Source organism: Leuconostoc sp. JNUCC 76 (genome assembly GCF_053667755.1).
The window spans coordinates 1269207-1291412 of sequence record NZ_CM132206.1 but is presented as its reverse complement, the minus strand read 5'-3'; the positions used below and the strand labels follow the sequence as shown (position 1 = coordinate 1291412).

The window sequence follows — 22206 nt, the reverse complement described above, 5'->3', positions numbered from 1 at the left end:
GATCATAATGACAGAACAGCCAGTCTTTATTGCTTTGGACTTTCCCGATGCAACCACTACTTGCAAATTTTTGGAGCCTTTTTCAGATCTAGTGGAACAGCCAGCATTGAAAATCGGTATGGAGCTTTTTTATCGTACGGGACCAGAGTTCATCACAGAACTACGTGCATTGGGCTATACGATTTTCTTAGATTTAAAACTTTACGATATTCCAAATACTGTTGGTCGTGCAGTCGCTAATATATCAAAACTAGATGTACAATATTTAACTTTGCATGCAGCTGGAGGGAAAAGAATGTTGGAAGCAGCTGTTGCCAATAAGAGTGACGCATTAAAATTACTTGCAGTGACGCAGCTAACTTCTTTTTCTGAAGCTGAGGTACAAGAGATACAATTAACCACAGCAACTATTGAAGAAAGTGTTGCACATTTGGCTAAGCTTGCTTACTCGGCGGGCATAGACGGGACAATTAGTTCACCTTTGGAGGCTAGTTTAATCAAGTCACACACGAATGACCGATTTTTACGTATTACACCTGGTATTCGTTTAGCTGGTGACGCAGCTGGAGATCAAGTGCGTGTGACTACGCCAGCGGAAGCCAAGAAGTTGAATTCAACTGGATTAGTTGTTGGTCGATCAATTACACAATCAACTAACCCAGTAGCTGCATATCAACGTGTTGTCAATGAATGGAGAAAATAAATGACAGACTATAAACAACAAGTAGCTAATGATTTACTTGAAATTGGTGCCGTAAAATTTTCACCAGAAGAACCTTTCACGTGGGCATCGGGTATAAAGAGTCCAATCTATACAGATAATCGGATGACCATTGGTTTCCCTTCGGTACGTCAAAATATTTATAAGGGGTTGTCTGAATTAATAAAAAAAGAGTATGGTGACGTTGAAATTATTGGTGGCGTGGCTACTGCAGGTATTCCTCATTCAGCTTGGGTAGCTGAAGAATTAAATAAGCCAATGATCTATGTACGTTCAAAACCTAAAGATCACGGGGCAGGTCGTCAAACAGAAGGCGCCTTGGTAAAAAATCGTAAAGTCGTTCTGATTGATGATTTGATATCAACAGGGGGGTCTGTGTTGGCTGCAGTAAATGCGGTACGTAATGAGGGAGCAAGTGTACTTGGCGTTGTTTCTATATTCTCTTATGAATTGCCAGCTGGTCAAAAAAACTTTGATGAAGCAGGACTAACATTTAACTCACTAACAACATACTCACAACTCATTGAAACAGCTGTAAAGCGTGGAGATCTCGATAAATCACAAGTGGAAACCTTACAAAACTGGAAGAAAAATCCAAATTCTTGGCAAGCATAATAAAAAGGCTCATCAGAGATGAGCCTTTTTACTTGGTTTTTAATAAATAGCGTCGCGATATAGTCCGATAACTTTTCCTAAAATAGAGACTTTTTGCAAGATAATTGGTGCCATGCTGTTATTTTCAGGTTGTAAGCGATAATGATCGGCTTCACGGAAAAACCGCTTAACTGTCGCTTCATTGCTATCATTCATAGCGACAACAACATCACCATTATCAGCATTCTCTTGCTTACGTACGATAACTTTGTCCCCATCTAGGATGCCAATGTTAATCATTGAATCACCATGGACATTAAGCATGAATAAATCACCATCAAATTGCATTAAATTATCTGGAATAGGGAAAAATTCGGTTGCTTCTTCTTCCACTGCCAAAATTGGTGTGCCCGCTGTAACCATTCCAAGTACCGGAATTTTTCCGGGTGTTGTTGAAATGCCAAGCATCTCTAAACCAATATCGGTTACTTCAATCGCGCGAGCTCTTGGTTTAGAAGCATCTTTTAAAAGATAACCTTTTTTTACCAGACGTTCGATGTGACCGTGAATAGTTGAAGAAGAAGATAATCCAACAGCTTCACCAATTTCTCGGACAGTTGGTGGGTAACCATTTTCTGATTGTGCTTCATGAATAAATCGAAGCACTTGAATTTGTTTGCTTTCTTGTGTAATTGCCATGATGGGTTTCCTACTTGTTAAATTTACTATCATTAGTATAACGGAAAAACACGAACAAATCAAACGTTTGTTCGTTATTTTTGTCAAAATTCAACCTAATATTAAATAAATAATAAAAATTTGTGTTATTTATTTTTGTAACGAACAAAACGGTTCATATTGAAAACGTTAACTCTGCAAGTTATTATAGCACGCCTTTGCTGGCTGTGCTATAATAACTATCAGACATTTTAGTAAGGAGAATATGCATGATTAGCACATGGCTAGCAATTTTGATTGCAGTGTTAACTTTAGTTATTGGTTTGGTCGGTGGCTTTTTCTTGGCACGTAATTCAATGAAGAATTATCTTGCAAAAAACCCACCTATTTCAGAAGAAATGATGAAATCAATGATGATGTCAATGGGACAAAAACCATCTCAAAAGAAATTGAACCAAATGATGGCTCAAATGAAGCAACAAAGTGCCAACTCACAAAAAAAATAAGCCGAGTGGCTTATTTTTTTTCTAAACGTTTAGGATCTATATATTTCCAAGAAGGATCAACTTCGACATCGAGTTCATCAAAAGCTGTTTGCATCATCTCAGTATACTTGGCGATGTTTTCTTTATTTAAACGATCTTTTCTATCAATAACAATTGGTTCTCCGAAATTAACTGTGGTATTATTACGTTTAAAAAGATGGCTGAACTTAACAGGGCCTTGATAGACAGCTGGTACGATAGTTTTTCCAGCCATTCGTGCAATTAAAATGGAACCTGATTTTAAATCATCACTGTGTCTAGAACCAGAAGGAAACATTATTAAAGAGCGATTGCCATCTTTTAATTCGCGTACAGGAATTTTGATGACGCTTGGGCCAACATTTTCACGATCAACTGGGAATGCGCCGGCTGATTTAATTAACCATGCAAGTGGCTTGAATTTAAATAACTCAATTTTTGCCATGAAAATAAAGTGTTTTGGGTAGGCCGCCACGGCATACCATACTGGATCCCACCAAGTGCGGTGTGGGCCAACTAGCACATAGTTATCGTTTTGGGGTATTCTGTCGCGATTCATGTATTTAATGCGGCCAGTAACTGCCCATATTAAAGCAACAGCAATGCCGCGTAAAAAATCATAGAATTTCATATTTATTTACCTCATAAATTAATCATTTCAATTTTACAGATAAACAGAGAGAAACGCAAATGACACAACCAGTTCTTAAAGCAAATGAACGTATCGATGGCCTTCCATCACAAAACATTAATATTATCCAGAATCCAGACATGTTTTCCTATTCCTTAGATGCAATCTTATTAGCACATTTTGCTGATGTAAAGGGAAAAGGTAAAGGGCTATCTGTAGATTTGGGATCAGGTACTGGCGCAGTTGGCCTTTTTTACGCCCCAAAAGTGTCTGGGGAAATCAAGTTAGTCGAGATACAACCAGAACTAGCTGAAATGGCACAACGTAGCATTGAGCTGAACAATTTACATGAACGTGTTTCAGTCATTCAAGCTGACATGAAAGATATATTTAATGAAATTCAACCTGGATCTGTTGAAACTGTTCTGACTAATCCACCTTATTTCCCATTAAATGAAACTACTAAGACTAATGTTGATAAACATTATGAAATTGCGCGCCACGAGTTGATGATTAACCTACCTGAGTTGGCTCAAATTACCAATAAACTCCTGAAAAATAATGGCAAGGTCTATATGGTACACCGGCCGGAAAGACTAGCAGATATATTCGCAGCATTTGCTGCACGAAAGCTCATGATTAAAAGAGTCCAATTTGTTTATGGAAAGGCGAACCGCGAAGCCAATATGGTTTTAATAGAAGCCATTAAATCTGGCCGACCAGGTGGCGTGCGCATTATGCCGCCCCTCATCGCCTATACTGATAACAATGACTATACCTCAGAGGTTCACGACATCCTCTATGGTAAAGCGTGGCATGAATGAAGTATTATTATTTTTATGTGCTATATACAGCAGATGGTTATTTTTATGGTGGATTCACGGATAACGTACAACGTCGTTTAGCGACACATGAGTCCGGTAAAGGGGCTAAGTTTACTCGGGTAAAAGCGCGACATCCATTAAAGCTGATTTATTATGAAGAATTCCAGACAAAGAGCGAAGCGTTAAAAGCAGAGGCAAATTTTAAGAAATTAACACGAATTAACAAGGAACAGTACTTATTGGCACATCACGTGGTCAAAATTTGGTAATATGCTTGTCAAGGAACCAAAAATAATGTAAAATGAAATATGTTGTGAAAGCAGCAAATACACACGATAAATGAGAACACGTAGGTGCAGAAATGTCAGCGTGAACAACGAATTTGTCGGCGGAAAAACCTAGGAGGCCATAACATGGCAGTTATTTCAATGAAAGAGCTCCTCGAAGCAGGAGTACACTTCGGTCACCAAACACGTCGTTGGGACCCAAAGATGGATGAATATATCTTTACAGAACGTAATGGTATTCACATCATCGACTTACAAAAGACAGTTAAGTTAGTTGATGAAGCTTATAACTTTATTCGTAACGCTTCTACTGATGGAGCTAACGTATTATTCGTTGGTACGAAGAAGCAAGCTTCTGATGCGATTGCTGAAGAAGCAACACGTGCTGGTCAATACTACATCAACCATCGTTGGTTGGGTGGTACATTGACAAACTGGAACACTATTAAGACACGCATCCAACGTTTGAAGGATTTGCAAACAATGGCCGAAGACGGCACATTTGAGCAACTACCTAAAAAAGAAGTTGTTTTGTTGAACAAGCAACGTGAAAAGTTGGAAAAGTTCTTAGGTGGTATTCAAGATATGCCTGGCTTGCCAGATGTATTGTTTGTTGTTGATCCCAAGAAGGAAGAAATTGCCGTCAAGGAAGCAAACATGTTGAATATCCCAGTTGTAGCTATGATCGATACAAATGCTAATCCAGATGTAGTCGATGTTAAGATTCCTGCTAACGATGATGCTATTCGTGCTGTGCGTTTGATCACATCAAAGATTGCCGATGCTGTTATTGAAGGTCGTCAAGGCCAAGATTCAGCACCTGAAGATGCATTCGTTGAAGGTGACGAAAACACTGAATCAATCGAAGAAATTGCTAACATCGTTGAAGAAGGCAATAACTAATTAATTTTATTCTATAAATACCGTTCCTAGCGGACCTGTTCGGGACGCGGAATGGTATTTTAATATGTTATAATAAAAACACACAAACACATTAAACTATTTTAGAGGAGCACTATAATGGCAATTACTGCTGCACAGGTAAAGGAACTACGTGACAAGACATCTGTTGGAATGATGGATGCTAAAAAAGCATTGGTTGAAGCTGATGGCGACCTAGACAAGGCAATTGATTTATTGCGTGAAAAAGGTATGGCAAAGGCTGCAAAAAAGGGTGATCGTGTCGCTGCCGAAGGCATGACAGCTGTTGCCGTTAAGGGTAACCGCGCTGCGATCATTGAATTAAACTCAGAAACTGACTTCGTGGCTGGTAATGCTGAATTTAACGAATTGCTTAATGCAGTTGCCAACACAATCGTTGAATTTGCACCTGCTGACGTTGAAGCTGCTTTGGCACTTGAAGTTCAAGAAGGTCAAACTTTGAACGACAAAATTATCGGAACAACTCAAATTACTGGTGAAAAGATTACTTTGCGTCGTTTCTCAGTAGTAGAAAAGTCAGATTCAGAAAACTTTGGTTCATATTCTCACTTGGCAGGCTCAATTTCAGCTTTGGTTGTTGTTGATGGTGCTTCAGAAGAAGCTGCCAAGGATATCGCAATGCATGTTGCTGCTATTGCACCACAATTTGTATCTGATGATCAAGTACCTGCTGATGTTATTGCTAAGGAAAAGGAAGTGCAATTAGCTTCTGAAGACTTGAATGGTAAGCCTGATAACATTAAGGAACGCATGGTCGAAGGACGTATCAAAAAGTTCTTGGCTGAAATTTCTTTGTTGGATCAACCATTTGTTAAAAACGGCGACCAAACAGTTGCACAATTCATTGCTTCACAAAATGGATCAGTTAAGTCATTTGTTCGTTACCAAGTTGGTGATGGCATTGAAAAGCAAGTCACTGATTTAGCTGAAGAAGTTGCTAAGCAACTTGGTTAATTATTTAAAAATTACTAATTGCCGTTGATTGTTTTATCAATAAAGCTAATTAGTTAAAAAGTGTACTATTATAAATAGTGCACTTTTTTTCGGAAATTTTTAGTATTTTTTGATATACTTGTATAAGCAAATAAAAGAGGTTAAACATGACTGATATTAAGTATAAACGCGTTTTGATGAAACTCTCTGGCGAAGCACTAGCTGGAGAGAAAGGCCAAGGCATTGATCTTGAGACAGTTTCTGCGATTGCCGAAGAGCTGAAAGATGTCCATGACTTGGGTACGCAAATTGCGATTGTTGTTGGTGGTGGTAATTTATGGCGTGGAGAACCAGCATCAAAAATTGGGATGGAACGTTCTCGAGCAGATTACACTGGAATGTTGGGTACAACGATGAATGCGCTTGTTTTACAAGATGCGTTGGAACGTGCTGGAGTCCAAACACGAGTTCAGACAGCCATTACAATGCAGCAAATCGCTGAGCCTTATATACGTGGTCGTGCAATCCGTCATTTAGAAAAGGGACGTATTGTCATTTTTGCAGCAGGAACAGGCTCACCTTATTTCTCAACGGATACAACAGCAGCCTTGCGTGCTAACGAAATTAATGCTGACGCAATTTTAATGGGGAAGAATGGTGTAGATGGTATTTATGATTCAGATCCCAATAAAAATGCTAATGCAGTTAAGTTTACCGAATTAACTCATCTTGATATCTTGAAAAAAGGTTTGAAAGTAATGGATTCCACAGCTAGTTCGCTTTCTATGGATAACAATATGCCTTTGGTGGTCTTTAACCTCAATACACCTGGTAACTTGAAGCGAGTTGTACTTGGTGAAGAAATTGGAACAACAGTAACGGGAGAAAAACAATGACTTTTGATTTGACAAATGCAAAGGAACGGATGAAAGGTGCACAAGAAGCACTTCAACGTGAATTGGCTAGTATCCGAACAGGACGCGCAAACCCTAATATTTTGAATCGTGTGGAAGTTGAATATTATGGTGCAATGACACCATTGAACCAAGTGGCTTCAATTTCAGTACCTGAAGCACGAATTTTGCTAATTACGCCGTTTGATAAAAGTGCCATAGAAGCGATTGTACATGCAATTAACGTGTCTGATCTTGGTTTGAATCCTGCTTCTGACGGAAATATTGTGCGTTTGGCGATTCCACAAATGACAGAAGAACGTCGTAAAGAACTTGCTAAAGAAGTGAAAGCTGAAGCTGAAAAAGCTAAAGTTTCAGTTCGTAATGTTCGTCGTGATATTATGGATGATATTAAAAAAGATAAAGAAATGCCTGAAGATGATGCCCGCAAGGCAGAAGATCAAACACAAAAGTTGACTGATGAAAACATCAAAGCAATTGATGGCATAGCGGCTGAAAAAGAAAAAGAATTATTGACAATTTGATTTTCGTAAGATATTGTGATTATGCTTGACTTGGATAAATCCAAGTCTTTTTATTTAGGAGAGGGATGTGCTGAGGAGATATTTGAGATATTGGCGGGAAGCATTTGATTTTCATAGTGGTGCGTATCGATTGGACTTTTGGTGGGTTCAAATCGTGAATACATTTATTTTTGCATCTATTTTATTTGTATCAATTAACTTTTTTAATTCATGGGCGTTAGCGACCAAGTTATCGGGGACATTCAGTATCTTAATAACTATTCCAAACTTATCCTTATTTATTAGACGATTACGGGATACAGGATTTCCAGTACAGACAATTATGTTTGTACTGATGAGCCCGTCCCTTTTAGGAGTGAGTTTCGGCATTTTAGTCAGTTTTCGTTTAGTTATTTTGACACCAATTGCATTTTTAATATACTTCGGTTGGATTATTTACTTGGTTTCAAGGCGTTCTGCTTATTGGACGCCGCTTTTAAGTAAAAAGCAAAAATCATTTTACGCAGCTGTAATTAGCGTTGTAATTATTTTAACGACTTGTTTTCAGGCTACCGCTTTAAAGCATGTCACACATGAATTTAGAGCTGCTGCACAAAAGTATATTCAGGAACAGCGTCGGGTTGATGAAAATCGAGGTACATCTGTGTCTTCTTCAAGTTATTCTACTAAAAATCGCTCTATGAGCTCGTCAGCCTCAGCCCGAGAGACAGATGATAACCTACCAGACGCCAGCTCAGCATCTTCGATACCTGAAAAAGAAGTTACTGAACTTCCAGACGATTCTGAGACGACAGCATACAAAGGATTAACAGAAGATACAATAGGAGACGCAGAGTTTGGTTTCTTTAAGGTTCATGGGACTTGGGAACAAGATGCATCTTCTTTGCAGTGGTTGCAATCACAACAAAACATAATGATTTTAACCAGCACTCAAGGTCAGGGATTTGGTGTTGATTTTGCTAGTTTTAGTTTTAAAAAAATTACGGGAGAAAGTTATCTTTCATTAGATCAAATTGACAATGTACAAGCCTCTCGAATTGATGGTACTTACCAAGATACTACCTCTGACAGTATTAAAGCAATAACTTATTTAGAGTGGCATATGCCGGATGGTCACATTCGAGTTGTGTACTTAATTGCGCCATCAAGAGCATTGCTTAATTTGATTGTTAAAACATTGTCAGAAAGTTTTCGAGTAGGTTAATGTAGAAATTTTACTTGACGATTTGTCGTGGAGGGTGCATAATATCATTATTGAGTTTTGTACGTGATGAAGCCAAGTGGCGTTGGTGGAATGGACAAACAATCGAGTGTCGGGTTTTATAACTCGGAAGTCAGGTGGAACCGCGCGTAAGCGTCCTGATGTCAATTATTTTGGCATTGGATGAGCTTACACGCGGTTTTTTGATGCTGGTAAATATAACAAAATATCGACATCATCTGTGCTGAACTGTCGATAAATTTTTAAGGAAGAACGATTATGACAAACGAAAAACTATCATTACAAGATATCATCTTGACTCTACAACAATACTGGGCTAAACAAGGTGCAAACTTAATGCAAGCATATGACAATGAAGTTGGGGCTGGAACACAGTCGCCATATACATTTTTACGTGCTAATGGTCCTGAACCTTGGAACGCCGCTTACGTTCAACCTTCTCGTCGTCCAGCTGATGGCCGATATGGCGATAATCCAAACCGCTTATTTCAACATCATCAGTTTCAAGTAGTGATGAAGCCTTCCCCTGAAAACATTCAAGAACTTTATCTAGGATCTTTAGAAGCTTTGGGTATTAAAGCATTAGAACATGATATACGTTTCGTTGAAGATAACTGGGAAAATCCTTCCATGGGTGCTGCAGGAATTGGTTGGGAAGTTTGGCTAGATGGTATGGAAGTAACACAGTTTACTTATTTCCAGCAAGTTGGTGGAATTGAAGTAGATTCTGTGACGGCAGAAGTGACTTATGGTTTAGAACGACTAGCATCATATATTCAAGATGTGCCAACGGTTTACGATCTTGAATGGGGTAATGGTGTGTTGTACGGTGATATTTTCAAAGAACCAGAATACGAGCATTCAAAATACGCTTTTGAAGAATCTAATCAAGATATGTTGTTGCGTCACTTTGAAGAATTTGAAGCAGAAGCAACTCGTTTGTTGGACTTGGGATTGGTACATCCGGCTTATGACTATATTTTGAAATCATCGCATACATTTAATCTATTAGATGCACGTGGAACAGTTTCGGTCACAGAACGTGCTGGTTATTTACATCGTATTCGTACAATGGCTCGCAAAGTATCGAAAGTATTTATTGAAGAACGTGCTAAGCTTGGTTTTCCTTTGCTAAAAGATCAGACCTTACGTGATAAGTATCTTGGTAAAAACGGTAAGTACACCCAAGAAAATGCCTGATAGTAACAGAGATAAAATCAATATTGGAGAATAACTCATGTCAACATTTTTATTAGAAATTGGTCTTGAAGAAGTGCCAGCACATTTGGTCACAAGTTCAGAAAATCAATTAATTGAAAGAACAAGAAACTTTTTAGCTGAGCACCGCTTGACTGTTAGTGCCATCAAGCCTTATTCAACTCCACGTCGATTGGCTGTTGAATTAACCGATGTAGCGGAAAAATCAGAAAGTTTGAGTGAAGAAAAGCGTGGTCCGTCAATTGAAAGAGCAAAAGATGCCAATGGTGAGTGGACTAAGGCAGCAATGGGATTTGCACGCGGTCAAGGCGCAACACCAGATGACTTTGAAACAAGAGATGGCTATGTGTGGTTAACAAAGCATACTGAAGGCGTTCCTGCCAAGGATATCTTGGTCAAAATTGGTGACGAGGTGGTTTCAGAGATGAAGTTCTCAACGTACATGAAGTGGGCAAATAATGCTTTCTTGTATGTGCGACCAATTCGCTGGCTTGTCGCCTTGTTTGGTAAGGAAGTAGTTGATTTTCATGTATTAGATGTTCAGACTGGTCGTGTTACAAGAGGACACCGCTTTTTGTCAAATGAACATGTTGAAATTTTTTCTGCTGACGATTATGTAAGTACACTCGAATCAGCAAGTGTTATAGTTGACGCTGAGGCACGAAAAAATGCAATCCGTTCTCAACTGACGGCAATTGCTAAACAAAACAATTGGTCATTAGAATTAGACACTGATGCAGCACAGGACTTGCTGGAAGAAGTTAATAATATTGTCGAATGGCCAACGGCATTTGCTGGTACTTTTGATAAAAAATATTTGGAAATTCCTGATGAAGTATTAATCACATCAATGCGCGAACATCAACGTTTCTTCTTTGTTACTAATCATGACGGGGAATTGTTGCCACATTTCTTATCAGTACGTAATGGGAACCAAGAGCATTTGGATAATGTTATTGCTGGTAATGAAAAAGTTCTGGTTGCTCGTCTTGAAGATGCAGAATTCTTTTACAAAGAAGACCAAACTAAAACAATTGCTGACTACATGGAAAAGGTCAAAAAACTGGTTTTCCACGAAAAAATTGGTACTGTTTATGAACATATGCAGCGAACTGGCATTTTGGCATATACATTAGCGCAATCACTGAATTTTGATGAGCAACAATTGTCTAACGTGAGCCGTGCAGCAGAAATCTATAAATTCGACTTAATGACCGGTATGGTTGGTGAGTTTGACGAATTGCAAGGTATTATGGGTGAACACTATGCTAAATTATTTGGTGAGAATCCTGCTGTGGCTGCAGCAATTAAAGAGCACTATATGCCGACTTCAGCAACAGGAAAAATTGCTGAATCAGATATTGGTGCTGTACTAGCAGTTGCCGATAAACTAGATGCTATTGTAACTTTCTTTGCAGCTGACTTAACACCAAGCGGTTCAAATGATCCTTATGGACTACGTCGCGCAGCAACAGGTATTGTAAGAACATTACAGGGGAAAAATTGGCATGTTGCTTTGAAACCGATATTAACTCAGTTTGCTCAATCACAAGGAAAAGTTGCTGCGGCTGATATCACAGCTGTACTGGAGTTTATCTTAGATCGCGTGCGTAAGTTAACATTGGATGATGGTATTCGCCAAGATTTGGTATCTGCAGGCGTTAGTCGCTCAGGAAATACTGACGTTGTTTACCTCATGAATCGTATTAATGTACTTTCTACTCATAGTAAAGATGATAATTTCCGTGATGTGATTGAAGCGTTGACACGTGTCGATCGCTTGGCAGTTAAGCAGCTAACTAATGACAGCGTGGATCCATCTTTATTTGAAAATGATGCTGAAAAAGAATTGTACCAGGCAACGTATGCACTGAACTTGAGCCACTTAGTAAAAGAAGGTGCTGACGAGGTTTATTCAGCATTAGCTGGATTGCAATCTCCTATTTCAACTTATTTTGAAGCTACAATGGTTAACGCCGAGAATGCAGCTGTTAAAAACAATCGTTATGCACAACTGAATGTAATTCATCGCTTAATTAGTGAATTGGGTGATTTAGAACAAATTGTTATTAAGTAAAATGATTAAATAATAGGTCGTCACTAGAAAGTAGGAGGTCATTATGTTGAATATTGCTTACGTTGGTTTTGGAAAAAGCACAAATCGTTATCATTTACCTTATTTAAAGTTACGGCAAGATAAGTTTCACGTGAGCCGTGTAGTAACACCTACACTTGGGAAAAGACCAGCAGAGCAATCTGAGTTAGAAGCTACTGGCACTGTATTTTCAACAGATATTGATGACATTATTGGAGATGAAACCGTCGATCTAGTGGTTGTTGTAACGCCTTCAGTTAGCCATTATCAGGTGACAAAACGACTACTACTGGCTGGAAAAAATGTTATGGTTGACAAGCCAATGGCTGCTAGTGATATTGAGGCTCGTGATCTGGTCAATATTGCTTATGATAAAAAGTTATTTTTGATGCCATTTCAAAGTAGACGATTTGATAGTGACTTTTTGACAGTTCAACAAGTTATTCAAAATGGGTACCTCGGTCGTTTAGTTGATCTTGAGGTTCATATGGACCATTATCGGCCTAATGACGGACAATTGAATGGTAAGGAAATCGACGGATCGCTATTCGGGCATGGTGTTCACTTGGTAGATCAAATTGTGAGTCTTTTTGGCGCACCAAATTCAGCAGCTTACGATATACGTTCTACTCGATTACTGAATAGTCCTGTAGACGACCAAATTGAAGTTAACCTTTTTTATCCACAAGCTTTTAAAGCAACAATCCAGACCACAGAATTAGCAACAATCCAATATCCAAAATGGCAATTGCGTGGAACACAAGGTACATTTATTAAGTATGAGGTTGATGAGCAGGAAAATGACCTTAAAACTGGTATTATGCCAGGAGACGCACGTTTTGGCGTTGACACACCACAAAACTATGGGCACTTGGTATACTACAATCAGAGTGGTGATCGTATTGATAAATACATACCTAGTATTCAGGGTGACTATGGCAGAGTCTATGATTCTGTTTATAACACGCTGGTCAAAGGTACTGCAAAACTTGTTTCCGACGAAAACATGATTACTGTGATGAAGATACTGTCTGCAGGGTTGAAAGAAAAAGGACCACACGTCGTTAAATTTTCATGAAAGTTGAAAGCTTGGCAATGGCCTTGCTTTTTTATTTTGCTAAAATAGCGGTATCATTTTCGAAAAGTAATGTGAGGCTTTATGGTAAAATTAAATAGATAGAAAACTGAAAGAAAAAATGCCAAATATGACAGAATTAAATTTGAATGAACTTAAAGAACGACAAAAACACATACGTAATTTTTCAATTGTTGCACACATTGACCATGGAAAGTCAACAATAGCTGATCGTATCTTGGAACAGACACATACTGTTGCTGAACGGGACATGCAGAATCAGTTACTGGATACGATGGATTTAGAACGTGAACGTGGAATTACGATTAAACTAAATGCGGTCGAAGTTCATTACGACGCTAAAGATGGTGAAACCTACATTTTTCATCTGATTGACACACCAGGGCACGTTGATTTCTCTTATGAAGTGTCACGGGCATTGGCAGCTGCTGAAGGGGCTATACTTGTTGTTGATGCTTCTCAAGGCGTTGAAGCACAAACGTTAGCTAACGTTTATTTGGCCTTAGATAATGACTTGGAAATTCTACCTGTAATTAACAAAATTGATTTACCGGCAGCAGATGCCGAAAAGGTTCGTACGGAAATTGAGGATGTTATTGGCATTGATGCTTCACAGGCAGTGTTAGCGTCAGCTAAACAAGGTATTGGTATTCCAGAACTGCTGGAAAAAATTGTTACCGATTTACCTGCACCGCAGGGTGATATTGATGCGCCACTACGTGCTTTGATTTTTGATTCAGCTTACGATGCTTATCGTGGTGTGGTTGTTAACATGCGAGTACGAGAAGGCATTGTAAAGCCTGGTGACAAGGTTCGTATGATGAACACGGGTGCGGAATATGAGGTCACGGAAGTTGGTGTGATGTCTCCAAATGCTCAAAAACGGGATTACTTGATGGCAGGGGATGTTGGTTACTTAACAGCAGCTATTAAGGATATTCACACGACACATTCTGGTGATACAATTACCCTAGTAAATAATCCGGCCAGTGAACCATTATCCGGATATCAACCGATGACGCCCATGGTTTATTCTGGTCTATACCCTTCAGACAATGCTAAGTATACGGATTTGCGGGAAGCGTTGGAAAAACTACAGCTCAATGACGCTGCGCTAACATTTGAACCAGAAACTTCACAAGCACTAGGCTTTGGATATCGAGTTGGTTTTTTGGGTTTGCTACACATGGATGTCATTCAGGAGCGGCTAGAGCGCGAGTTTGATTTGGACTTGGTGACAACTGCTCCATCTGTTACTTATCGAGTGGTAACTAATGATGAAGAAACTATTGAGATTGAAAACCCATCAGAAATGCCAGACACGTCCAAGGTGAAATACATTGAGGAGCCTTATGTGCATGCCCAAATTATGGTGCCTAATGATTACGTTGGTGCTGTTATGGAACTTGCGCAACGCAAGCGTGGTGAATTTGACACAATGGAATATTTGGATGACACGCGTGTCAATGTCAAGTATTACATGCCTTTGTCCGAAATTATTTTCAATTTCTTTGATAAACTAAAATCTAGCACGCGTGGTTACGCTTCACTTGATTATGAGTTATCATCCTACAGACAATCAGACTTGGTCAAAATAGATATTCTGTTAAATAGCGAGAAGGTCGATGCCTTGAGTTTCATTGTTCATCGTGACTTTGCTGTAGAACGAGGACGGATTATTACTTCTAAACTAAAAGAGATCATTCCACGTCAAAACTTTGAAATTCCAGTGCAAGCAGCTATTGGCGCTAAAATATTAGCTCGTACAAACATTAAAGCTTATCGGAAGGATGTTACGGCTAAAATTCATACAGGTGATCCTGATCGTCGTGCGAAGTTGCTTGACAAGCAGAAAAGGGGTAAGGCACGTATGAAGTCTGTAGGTTCAGTCGAGGTACCGCAAGAAGCTTTCATGGCTGTGCTTAAAACGGAGGACGATGCCCAATATGCCCGAGGAAACTAACACAAAGCGTTCTAGATTAGCACGCAATTTATCCGAACAGCCAAAACCAACAAATCGTATAGTTAAAATCCTAACAGTTTGTTCAGTAGTGGTTATGCTGTTAGTGGTTAGTCTGACAGTTGCCAGAGTTGTTTTTAATTTTGATGGTATCTCGCAGGACACTCGTGTGAAAACTCTTCAAAAAGATGCAGCGATTGCGTTACAATTTGGCTTGACAGGCCATTCTGATGACAAACGTACCAAACAGGTTGTACATTTAACCAATACAGCGTGGCAAAAAGAAATTGCTACTAGCGTTGGCAAAGCGTGGAAGAGCAGCGCCAAAGTGGCAAACTCGGTTACTTTTGATGGCCATAAGTATCAAAAGAAACAAGTCATAAGCGATTTATCGCAACGATATGTAACGACCTTACAACGCGATCGTAACTATAAAATCACAAAAATAAGGTATGATCGATACCATAACGCAAAGGTTCAATATCAAGTAACACCTATTGATTTGCCTGCCGGCCAGAAAAAGGTTCAAAGTTATGTTGAAAAACAATTACAAAAAAAATCTAATGAGGCAAGCAAATTATCCGCTGAACAGTTGCGCTTAGTTGAGTATGCTATGATCGCTGAAAATTGGCAAAGCGTTTTGAAGGACGACATGCCAACCGCAGCAACAAGAAATATGACAATAACAATGTTGTATACTCATGAAAACTTTAAACCAGTTTATCAAGTATCAAAACAAACGCTGAATAATATTTTAAATAGTGGGTTATCAGAATGAATTTATTAGATAAAATAAAAAACATTTGGCCATTTGGCCAAAGTCATAAAATGCGTGCCATTGGATTTGAACGGCCGCTATCAATTGATCAACCGGATGCTTTTGTTGAAAAAGTTATTCCCCGACCACAACCGGATAAAGATGAATTGCTAGTTAAAGTTTTGGCCAGCTCTGTTAATCCGGTGGATACAAAAATGAGAGCCAATTATGCTCATGATGGTGTTTTTCGTATTTTGGGTTTTGATGCAGTCGGTGTGGTTGTAGAAGTTGGTCAAAATGTTCAACATTTCAGTGTTGGTGATAAAGTTTACTATGCTGGAGTACAATTGAAACCTGGTTCTAACGCTGAGCTTCAAGTTGTCCACGAAGCATTGGTTGGCCATGCCCCTACCGCATTAAGTGATGAAGAAATTGCGGCTATGCCGTTAACATCAATTACAGCTTACGAAATCTTACATGAAGCATTGTGTTATGATCTTGAGGAAAACAGTGCCTTGGGTCACACAATTTTAATTGTGAATGGTGCTGGTGGTGTTGGATCCGTATTAATTCAATTAGCAAAGTACATCGGGATGACAGTTATCACTACAGCATCTCGCGCCGAGTCTGTTACTTGGGTTAAGTCACTTGGCGCTGATTATATCTTAGACTACCATCAGGATTTGAACGAGCAGATGAGAAAAATTCAACACGATAAAGTTGATAATATTGCGATTTTACAAAATACGGATTATTATTGGCCACTTGCAACAGCCGTTATTAAGCCATTTGGACGAATTGCATCAATTGTTGAAACGATGGAGCCAATTGATATGGGGCCTTTGAAGAACATTGGCGCACAGTTTAGCTGGGTGTTCATGTTTGCTAAGGGAAACTATGGTGTTAATATGCAGTCTCAAGGGAATGCACTTAATCAGGTAGCACGTTTACTTGATGAGAATAAAATCAAGACGACACTGTCAAAGACTTATCACGGGCTATCTGTAGAAAATATTCGTGCTGCTACTAAAGAAGTTGAAGCTGGGCGCATGATTGGAAAAGTAGTGGTGAAGTATGACGAACAATAAATGGCAAGCACTCACCGTTGCAACGAACAATGATGGTATTGAACCAATTGCTGATATATTAATGTCAACCGGTGCTGAGGGGGTGCAGATTGTTGATGATATTTCACCAATAACAGTGACAGCTTACTTTGAAGATGATGCATATCTACCTAAAACTGTTAGTCGGATAAAAGAACAGTTGCACAACTTAGTGACGCTTGGGGTTGATGCATCACCTGCAACTATTACATTAAATGGCATTGCACAATCAGATTGGGAAAACAACTGGAAACAATATTATCATGCCACCCGCATAACAAGACACATTACTGTTGTACCTTCATGGGAAAAATTTGTAGCAGCTCAAGAAGATGAATATCCAATTATGATGGATCCTAAGTTAGCTTTTGGAACAGGAGTTCATGAAACAACACGGTTAATGATCCAAGCGCTAGAAACTGTCGTTCGTGGTGGAGAAAGCATGATAGACGTCGGTACGGGCTCAGGAGTACTATCCGTTGCTGCAAAACAACTAGGTGTAGCAGACATTTTAGCAACAGACATTGACGAGATGGCAGTGAATGTTGCTAAAGAAAATTTAGCGTTAAACCCAGTGGCCAATGATGTTACAGTGGTAACTAGTGACTTACTGGAGTCAATTGCTATTGATAAATCTGTAGACTTGATCGTTGCTAATATTCTAGCTGACGTTATTGAACGCCTTATTCCACAGACGTGGTCACGCCTGAAGCCTGGTGGCTATTTCTTGGTTTCTGGAATCTATGACGCCATTTCAGTGTCGATTGAACAACAACTACAACAAGCGGGATATAAAATTTTTCAACATACAACAATGGGTGACTGGCATGCATTCATTGCAAAAAAGGATTCTAAATAATGCAACGCTATTTTCTAAACGAACCAATTAATGACACGATTCGCTTAACAGCTAACAATGACATTTTTAAGCACTTTGGCAAGGTTTTGAGAGCTCGAGTGGGGTCAAAAGCTGAATTTGTTAGTAATAATTTGGAAATCTGTCTTGGAGAAGTTACTTTAATTGATTCCGAGGTGATTAATATCAAAGTGATTGATCGATATTATTCAAATGTTGAGTTACCAATAGATGTAACGCTCGTCGTGTCTCCCCTAAAGAATGATCGCTCTGACTGGTTTATCCAAAAAGCAACAGAGCTTGGCGTCAAAACAATCGTATTCACCTCAATGAAGCGAACAGTTGCTGATTGGCGGAAGCAACAAGAAAAGAAACTTAAAAGATTTAATAAAATAGCGCAAGCTGCAGCAGAGCAAGCACATCGGTTGGTTGTTCCAGAAATTATTTTTACCACGTGGCAAGATACTATCAAAATGCCTAAAAATACTGGACTTGTTGCTTGGGAAGAATCAGCTCGTGATGGAGAAAGTGCTGCACTGATAGCGGCTGTTTCTGCTGTCCCATCTGGAAAAAAATTAGTCTGTGTATTTGGTCCTGAAGGTGGTTTAACAGAAAATGAGATTGAGGAATTACGATTGCAGAATTTTGAATTAGCTGGATTGGGGCCTCGAATATTGAGAGCTGAAACAGCGCCACTCTATGCAATGTCAGCGATTAGCGTGTTGCGTGAACTAAATTAATTCGATATAATATAATAAATAAATGAGATAACTATAGGTGGTGAGATAATGCTGAAGATATTCAAAAAATACTACGGGTATCAGTGGCTTGCAGCGTTTATGCTTGGTTTGGTACTACCAGTTATTGGTAAGTTACTCAGTGTGAGTGGTTTACATAAAGTTATTTGGTTTTATCTAATCATTAATGGTGTTTATACTTTATACCTTGGGTATAGTGTGCGCAAGCGTGGACTATCACCTCTGATTTTATTTGCCTTGCCTGCAGTGTTCTCTGGGATTTCAACATTATTACTTCATTTGGTGTCTCATCAGTATGGATTTTATTTTGGACTAATGTACATTGTACTAAGTTTATTTACCTTTTTCGGAGATACACGTGATGATCCGGATGAAAATCAAATTCCAGTTGAAAACGGATTTCGTGATTTAAAAAGTGAGACAAATAATGATGGACAAGTTTCAGTTGATGGAAACTTGAAAGTATAATTAGTATTATGAATAACTAGAAAAAGTGCGATATTTCGCACTTTTTCTGTTACACTGGTATAGGATATTTTACATATGTGTTTAATAGTTATTGCTTAAAGCATACAGATAATAATGAACTCTGGGATACTATTTAACATAACTTAATTGGAGGATTTTACATTGATTACAGTTTCAGATATGAGTTTTAGTTTTTCAGGGCCTAAAATTTATCAAGATGTTAACTTGAAATTAACACCCGGTAATACTTATGGCATTATTGGCGCTAATGGCGCCGGTAAGTCTACCTTTTTGAAGTTATTGCAAGGAGAACTACAACCAACTGAAGGAACCATTTCAATCGGTGATAGCGAGAGAATGTCATCATTGCAGCAGGATCACTTTGCATTTGATAAATTTACGGTTTTAGATACAGTGATCCAAGGTCATAAGCGACTGTACGAAGTTAAAACTGAGATGGACGCTATCTATGCTAAGCCGGATTTTAACGATGAAGATGGTGTGCGTGTTGCTGATTTGGGTGCGGAATTTGAAGAGCTAGATGGTTGGAATGCTGAAGTTGAAGCTGGTCAATTGTTGAGCAAGCTGGGTATTAGCGATAGTGTTTACGATACCTTGATGGGTGAGCTAACTGAAAATGATAAAGTGAAAGTTCTGCTTGCGCAAGCTTTGTTTGGTAATCCAGATATTTTGATTTTAGACGAGCCAACCAACGGATTGGATGTACAGACGATTAATTGGCTAGAAGACTTTCTTGCTGATTTTCCAAACCTAGTGATTGTTGTTTCCCACGATCGTCATTTTTTGAACGCTGTTTCAACCAATATTCTGGATGTTGATTTTGGAAAAATTACACCCTTTGTTGGAAACTATGATTTTTGGCGTGAATCGTCTGAATTGGCCCAACGCTTAGCTTCTCAACAAAATGCTAAGAAGGAAGAACAAATTAAACAGTTGCAAGATTTCGTAGCTCGGTTTTCAGCTAATGCTTCAAAATCAAAGCAGGCTACAGCTCGAAAAAAGCAATTAGATAAAATTACTTTAGATGATATTAAACCGTCATCAAGAAAATACCCATTCATCAATTTTCCCATTAATCGTGAGCTCGGGAATGATATGGTTCGCGTTGAAAACGTTTCAAAAACAATTGACGGCGAAAAAGTATTAGATAATATTTCGTTTATTGGTCGACCAAACGATAAAATTGCTATTTTATCACGTTCTGATTTAGCAACAACTACGTTGATGCAAATTATAGCAGGTACAATGGCACCAGATGAGGGCACGGTTTCTTGGGGTGTTACAACATCACAATCATATATTGCTAAAGATTTAAATGATAACTTCGATAATCAAGATGTAACTATTTTGGATTGGTTACGTGATTTTGCGGAAGAAGAGCAAAAAGATAATACGAGTTTACGTGGCATGCTAGGGCAAATGCTATTTCGTGGTGATGATTCCTTGAAACAAATTAATGTGTTATCCGGTGGCGAAAAAGTCCGCATTGTTTTGGCGAAGATGATGTTGCTCAAGGCTAATGTGCTATTGATGGACGACCCAACAAATCATTTGGATTTGGAGTCAATTCAGTCACTTAACGATGCGGTAATTGCATTCAAGGGTTCAATCATTATGACCTCGCATGACCATGAATTCTTAGCAACTACGGCAAATCATATTGTTGAAGTGTCACCAAAGGGTGTTGTTGATCGTGTTGATACGACGTATGATGAATTCATTAATAATGATAGTATTCAGGATAAAGTAAACGAACTTTACTAATAGATAAGTAATACAATAACTGAGTTAATGAGCTGGCGCAAAAAACCATAATCTGTAACATATTGTGAATTTTGAGAGTCGGCTTATTAATTCTTTTTTGCTATTTAACCATAATAAAACAGGAGGGAAAAAGAATGGTAATTGGAATTGATAAATTATCATTTTACACATCTGAATATGTATTGGATTTGGTAGAATTAGCTCAGCGACGTGGGGTAGATCCGAATAAATATACTATCGGTATTGGTCAAGATAAACAATCTGTGATACCGAATTATGAAGATGTCGTAACAATGGGTGCTAACGCGGCTGCAAAAATTATTGATAATGATGATCGTCAGCAGATTGATTTGATTATTTTTGCTACTGAATCTGGTATCGATAATTCAAAGTCAAGCGCATTATATATTCAAAAGTTGCTTAATTTGTCTGAATTTTCGCGAACAATTGAGATTAAACAAGCATGCTATGCGGGAACATTCGGATTAATGCAGGCTCGCGATTACGTTGCAAACCATTCTGGTAAAAGGGTTTTAGTTATCGCATCTGATATTGCAAGATACGGATTAAATACACCTGGTGAAGTGACTCAAGGTGGTGGGGCTGTTGCCATGATTGTTTCAGAAAGCCCACACATTGCAACAATTAATTCTGATTCAGTTTATATGAGCCGAAATGTCGCAGATTTTTGGCGTCCTATCGATAGAACGGAAGCCATAGTAGATGGCCATTTATCAACAGACATTTATAAAGAAATGTTTTTGACACTATGGCAACGTTATAAGAAGCAATCTGGTCGGGCAATTGCTGATTTTGCAGGTTTTACTTTTCATCTACCATATACAAAAATGGGTAAAAAAGCTTTCGATCAAATTATAGATGAGGCTGATAAGTTACAGCAGGAACGTTTATTAAAAAATCTAAAGGCAAGTCAAAAGTTTAGTCGAGAAGTAGGAAATTTATACACTGGATCTGTGTATTTAAGCTTGTTATCATTATTGAGTTACGCACAAGACTTGGTTTCAGGAGAGCAGTTGGCCATATTTAGTTATGGTTCAGGTGCTGAGGCTGAACTGTACTCTATAACGTTACAAGAAAATTTCTTTAAGTATGTACCAGCAAATGAAACCAAAAAAGAATTAGCTGATCGAAAAAAAGTATCTGTAGATCAGTATGAACAAATATTTAATTCACAGCTTCTTGATTCACATGAGAACGTTTCATCTGATCATCCTGACGCAGATCATTTTCAGTTTTTAGGTTGGCAGAGTGGTGAAAGACGATATAAATAAAAAATGAAGAGATGCGTATGC

At 38.6% G+C, this 22206-nt stretch carries 23 protein-coding genes; 21 read left to right on the top strand and 2 right to left on the bottom strand.

Translation table 11 applies throughout. The annotated features are described in order from the left end of the window. Positions 1 to 7: 7 nt before the first annotated feature. On the top strand, positions 8 to 703 hold the full coding sequence (pyrF, locus tag JNUCC76_RS06515) for an orotidine-5'-phosphate decarboxylase (protein WP_454153583.1): 696 nt from the start codon (positions 8 to 10) through the stop codon (positions 701 to 703). Beyond that, positions 704 to 1336 carry an orotate phosphoribosyltransferase gene (pyrE, locus tag JNUCC76_RS06510; protein ID WP_454153581.1) on the top strand — a complete coding sequence of 211 codons (633 nt, stop codon included), beginning with the start codon at positions 704 to 706 and terminating at the stop codon, positions 1334 to 1336. It begins immediately after the preceding gene. A 39-nt stretch (positions 1337 to 1375) separates the two neighbouring features. Here the strand turns inward: pyrE and lexA are convergent, their stop codons facing one another. Continuing rightward, positions 1376 to 2014 carry a transcriptional repressor LexA gene (lexA, locus tag JNUCC76_RS06505; RefSeq protein WP_454153579.1) on the bottom strand — a complete coding sequence of 213 codons (639 nt, stop codon included), beginning with the start codon at positions 2012 to 2014 and terminating at the stop codon, positions 1376 to 1378. Between the two features lie 248 nt (positions 2015 to 2262). Here lexA and JNUCC76_RS06500 point away from each other — a divergent pair, with 248 nt between their 5' ends. Further along, positions 2263 to 2499 carry a YneF family protein gene (locus JNUCC76_RS06500; protein ID WP_454153577.1) on the top strand — a complete coding sequence of 79 codons (237 nt, stop codon included), beginning with the start codon at positions 2263 to 2265 and terminating at the stop codon, positions 2497 to 2499. Positions 2500 to 2509: 10 nt separating this feature from the next. Here JNUCC76_RS06500 and JNUCC76_RS06495 read toward each other — a convergent pair whose 3' ends face one another. Next, on the bottom strand, positions 2510 to 3148 hold the full coding sequence (locus JNUCC76_RS06495) for a lysophospholipid acyltransferase family protein (protein ID WP_454153575.1): 639 nt from the start codon (positions 3146 to 3148) through the stop codon (positions 2510 to 2512). Positions 3149 to 3207: 59 nt separating this feature from the next. Here JNUCC76_RS06495 and JNUCC76_RS06490 point away from each other — a divergent pair, with 59 nt between their 5' ends. The 18 genes from JNUCC76_RS06490 to JNUCC76_RS06405 all read left to right on the top strand — a co-directional run bounded on the left by JNUCC76_RS06490 (position 3208) and on the right by JNUCC76_RS06405 (position 22185). Then, positions 3208 to 3972, top strand: coding sequence for a tRNA1(Val) (adenine(37)-N6)-methyltransferase (locus JNUCC76_RS06490; protein ID WP_454153573.1), 765 nt, complete (start codon positions 3208 to 3210; stop codon positions 3970 to 3972). Further along, on the top strand, positions 3969 to 4241 hold the full coding sequence (locus JNUCC76_RS06485) for a GIY-YIG nuclease family protein (protein ID WP_454153571.1): 273 nt from the start codon (positions 3969 to 3971) through the stop codon (positions 4239 to 4241). The genes JNUCC76_RS06490 and JNUCC76_RS06485 overlap by 4 nt, the downstream gene beginning before the upstream one ends. A 144-nt stretch (positions 4242 to 4385) precedes the next feature. After that, positions 4386 to 5162 carry a 30S ribosomal protein S2 gene (gene rpsB / locus JNUCC76_RS06480; protein WP_002814693.1) on the top strand — a complete coding sequence of 259 codons (777 nt, stop codon included), beginning with the start codon at positions 4386 to 4388 and terminating at the stop codon, positions 5160 to 5162. A gap of 117 nt (positions 5163 to 5279) precedes the next feature. Beyond that, positions 5280 to 6155 carry a translation elongation factor Ts gene (tsf, locus tag JNUCC76_RS06475; RefSeq protein ID WP_036091182.1) on the top strand — a complete coding sequence of 292 codons (876 nt, stop codon included), beginning with the start codon at positions 5280 to 5282 and terminating at the stop codon, positions 6153 to 6155. A gap of 146 nt (positions 6156 to 6301) precedes the next feature. Continuing rightward, positions 6302 to 7030: a UMP kinase gene (gene pyrH, locus JNUCC76_RS06470; RefSeq protein WP_260355732.1), complete on the top strand. Its 729-nt coding sequence runs from the start codon at positions 6302 to 6304 to the stop codon at positions 7028 to 7030. Further along, entirely contained in the window at positions 7027 to 7572 is a 546-nt protein-coding gene (gene frr, locus JNUCC76_RS06465; RefSeq protein WP_454153567.1) for a ribosome recycling factor, read from the top strand. The genes pyrH and frr overlap by 4 nt, the downstream gene beginning before the upstream one ends. Positions 7573 to 7654: 82 nt before the next feature. After that, a complete protein-coding gene (locus JNUCC76_RS06460; RefSeq protein ID WP_454153565.1) occupies positions 7655 to 8776 on the top strand; it encodes a DUF805 domain-containing protein in 1122 nt (373 codons plus the stop codon). 276 nt (positions 8777 to 9052) lie between these two features. Next, on the top strand, positions 9053 to 9994 hold the full coding sequence (glyQ, locus tag JNUCC76_RS06455; RefSeq protein WP_454153563.1) for a glycine--tRNA ligase subunit alpha: 942 nt from the start codon (positions 9053 to 9055) through the stop codon (positions 9992 to 9994). Positions 9995 to 10031: 37 nt separating this feature from the next. After that, a complete protein-coding gene (glyS, locus tag JNUCC76_RS06450; RefSeq protein WP_454153561.1) occupies positions 10032 to 12089 on the top strand; it encodes a glycine--tRNA ligase subunit beta in 2058 nt (685 codons plus the stop codon). Between the two features lie 43 nt (positions 12090 to 12132). Continuing rightward, entirely contained in the window at positions 12133 to 13185 is a 1053-nt protein-coding gene (locus tag JNUCC76_RS06445; RefSeq protein ID WP_454153559.1) for a Gfo/Idh/MocA family oxidoreductase, read from the top strand. Positions 13186 to 13312: 127 nt separating this feature from the next. After that, on the top strand, positions 13313 to 15166 hold the full coding sequence (gene lepA, locus JNUCC76_RS06440) for a translation elongation factor 4 (protein WP_454153557.1): 1854 nt from the start codon (positions 13313 to 13315) through the stop codon (positions 15164 to 15166). Next, positions 15150 to 15941, top strand: a complete 792-nt coding sequence (locus tag JNUCC76_RS06435; protein ID WP_454153555.1) for a GTP-binding protein — start codon at positions 15150 to 15152, stop codon at positions 15939 to 15941. The genes lepA and JNUCC76_RS06435 overlap by 17 nt, the downstream gene beginning before the upstream one ends. After that, the gene (locus JNUCC76_RS06430) at positions 15938 to 17008 is read left to right on the top strand and encodes a zinc-binding alcohol dehydrogenase family protein (protein WP_454153553.1); all 1071 of its coding nucleotides are present in this window, start codon (positions 15938 to 15940) and stop codon (positions 17006 to 17008) included. Before JNUCC76_RS06435 ends, JNUCC76_RS06430 begins: the two co-directional genes overlap by 4 nt. Continuing rightward, the gene (gene prmA / locus JNUCC76_RS06425; protein WP_454153551.1) at positions 16995 to 17885 is read left to right on the top strand and encodes a 50S ribosomal protein L11 methyltransferase; all 891 of its coding nucleotides are present in this window, start codon (positions 16995 to 16997) and stop codon (positions 17883 to 17885) included. The genes JNUCC76_RS06430 and prmA overlap by 14 nt, the downstream gene beginning before the upstream one ends. Next, the gene (locus tag JNUCC76_RS06420; protein ID WP_454153549.1) at positions 17885 to 18622 is read left to right on the top strand and encodes an RsmE family RNA methyltransferase; all 738 of its coding nucleotides are present in this window, start codon (positions 17885 to 17887) and stop codon (positions 18620 to 18622) included. The genes prmA and JNUCC76_RS06420 overlap by 1 nt, the downstream gene beginning before the upstream one ends. Before the next feature lie 48 nt (positions 18623 to 18670). Continuing rightward, on the top strand, positions 18671 to 19108 hold the full coding sequence (locus JNUCC76_RS06415) for a hypothetical protein (protein WP_454153547.1): 438 nt from the start codon (positions 18671 to 18673) through the stop codon (positions 19106 to 19108). Positions 19109 to 19270: 162 nt separating this feature from the next. Beyond that, the gene (locus JNUCC76_RS06410) at positions 19271 to 20893 is read left to right on the top strand and encodes an ABC-F family ATP-binding cassette domain-containing protein (RefSeq protein WP_211636419.1); all 1623 of its coding nucleotides are present in this window, start codon (positions 19271 to 19273) and stop codon (positions 20891 to 20893) included. A 134-nt stretch (positions 20894 to 21027) separates the two neighbouring features. Beyond that, on the top strand, positions 21028 to 22185 hold the full coding sequence (locus JNUCC76_RS06405; protein ID WP_454153545.1) for a hydroxymethylglutaryl-CoA synthase: 1158 nt from the start codon (positions 21028 to 21030) through the stop codon (positions 22183 to 22185). Positions 22186 to 22206: the final 21 nt, after the last annotated feature.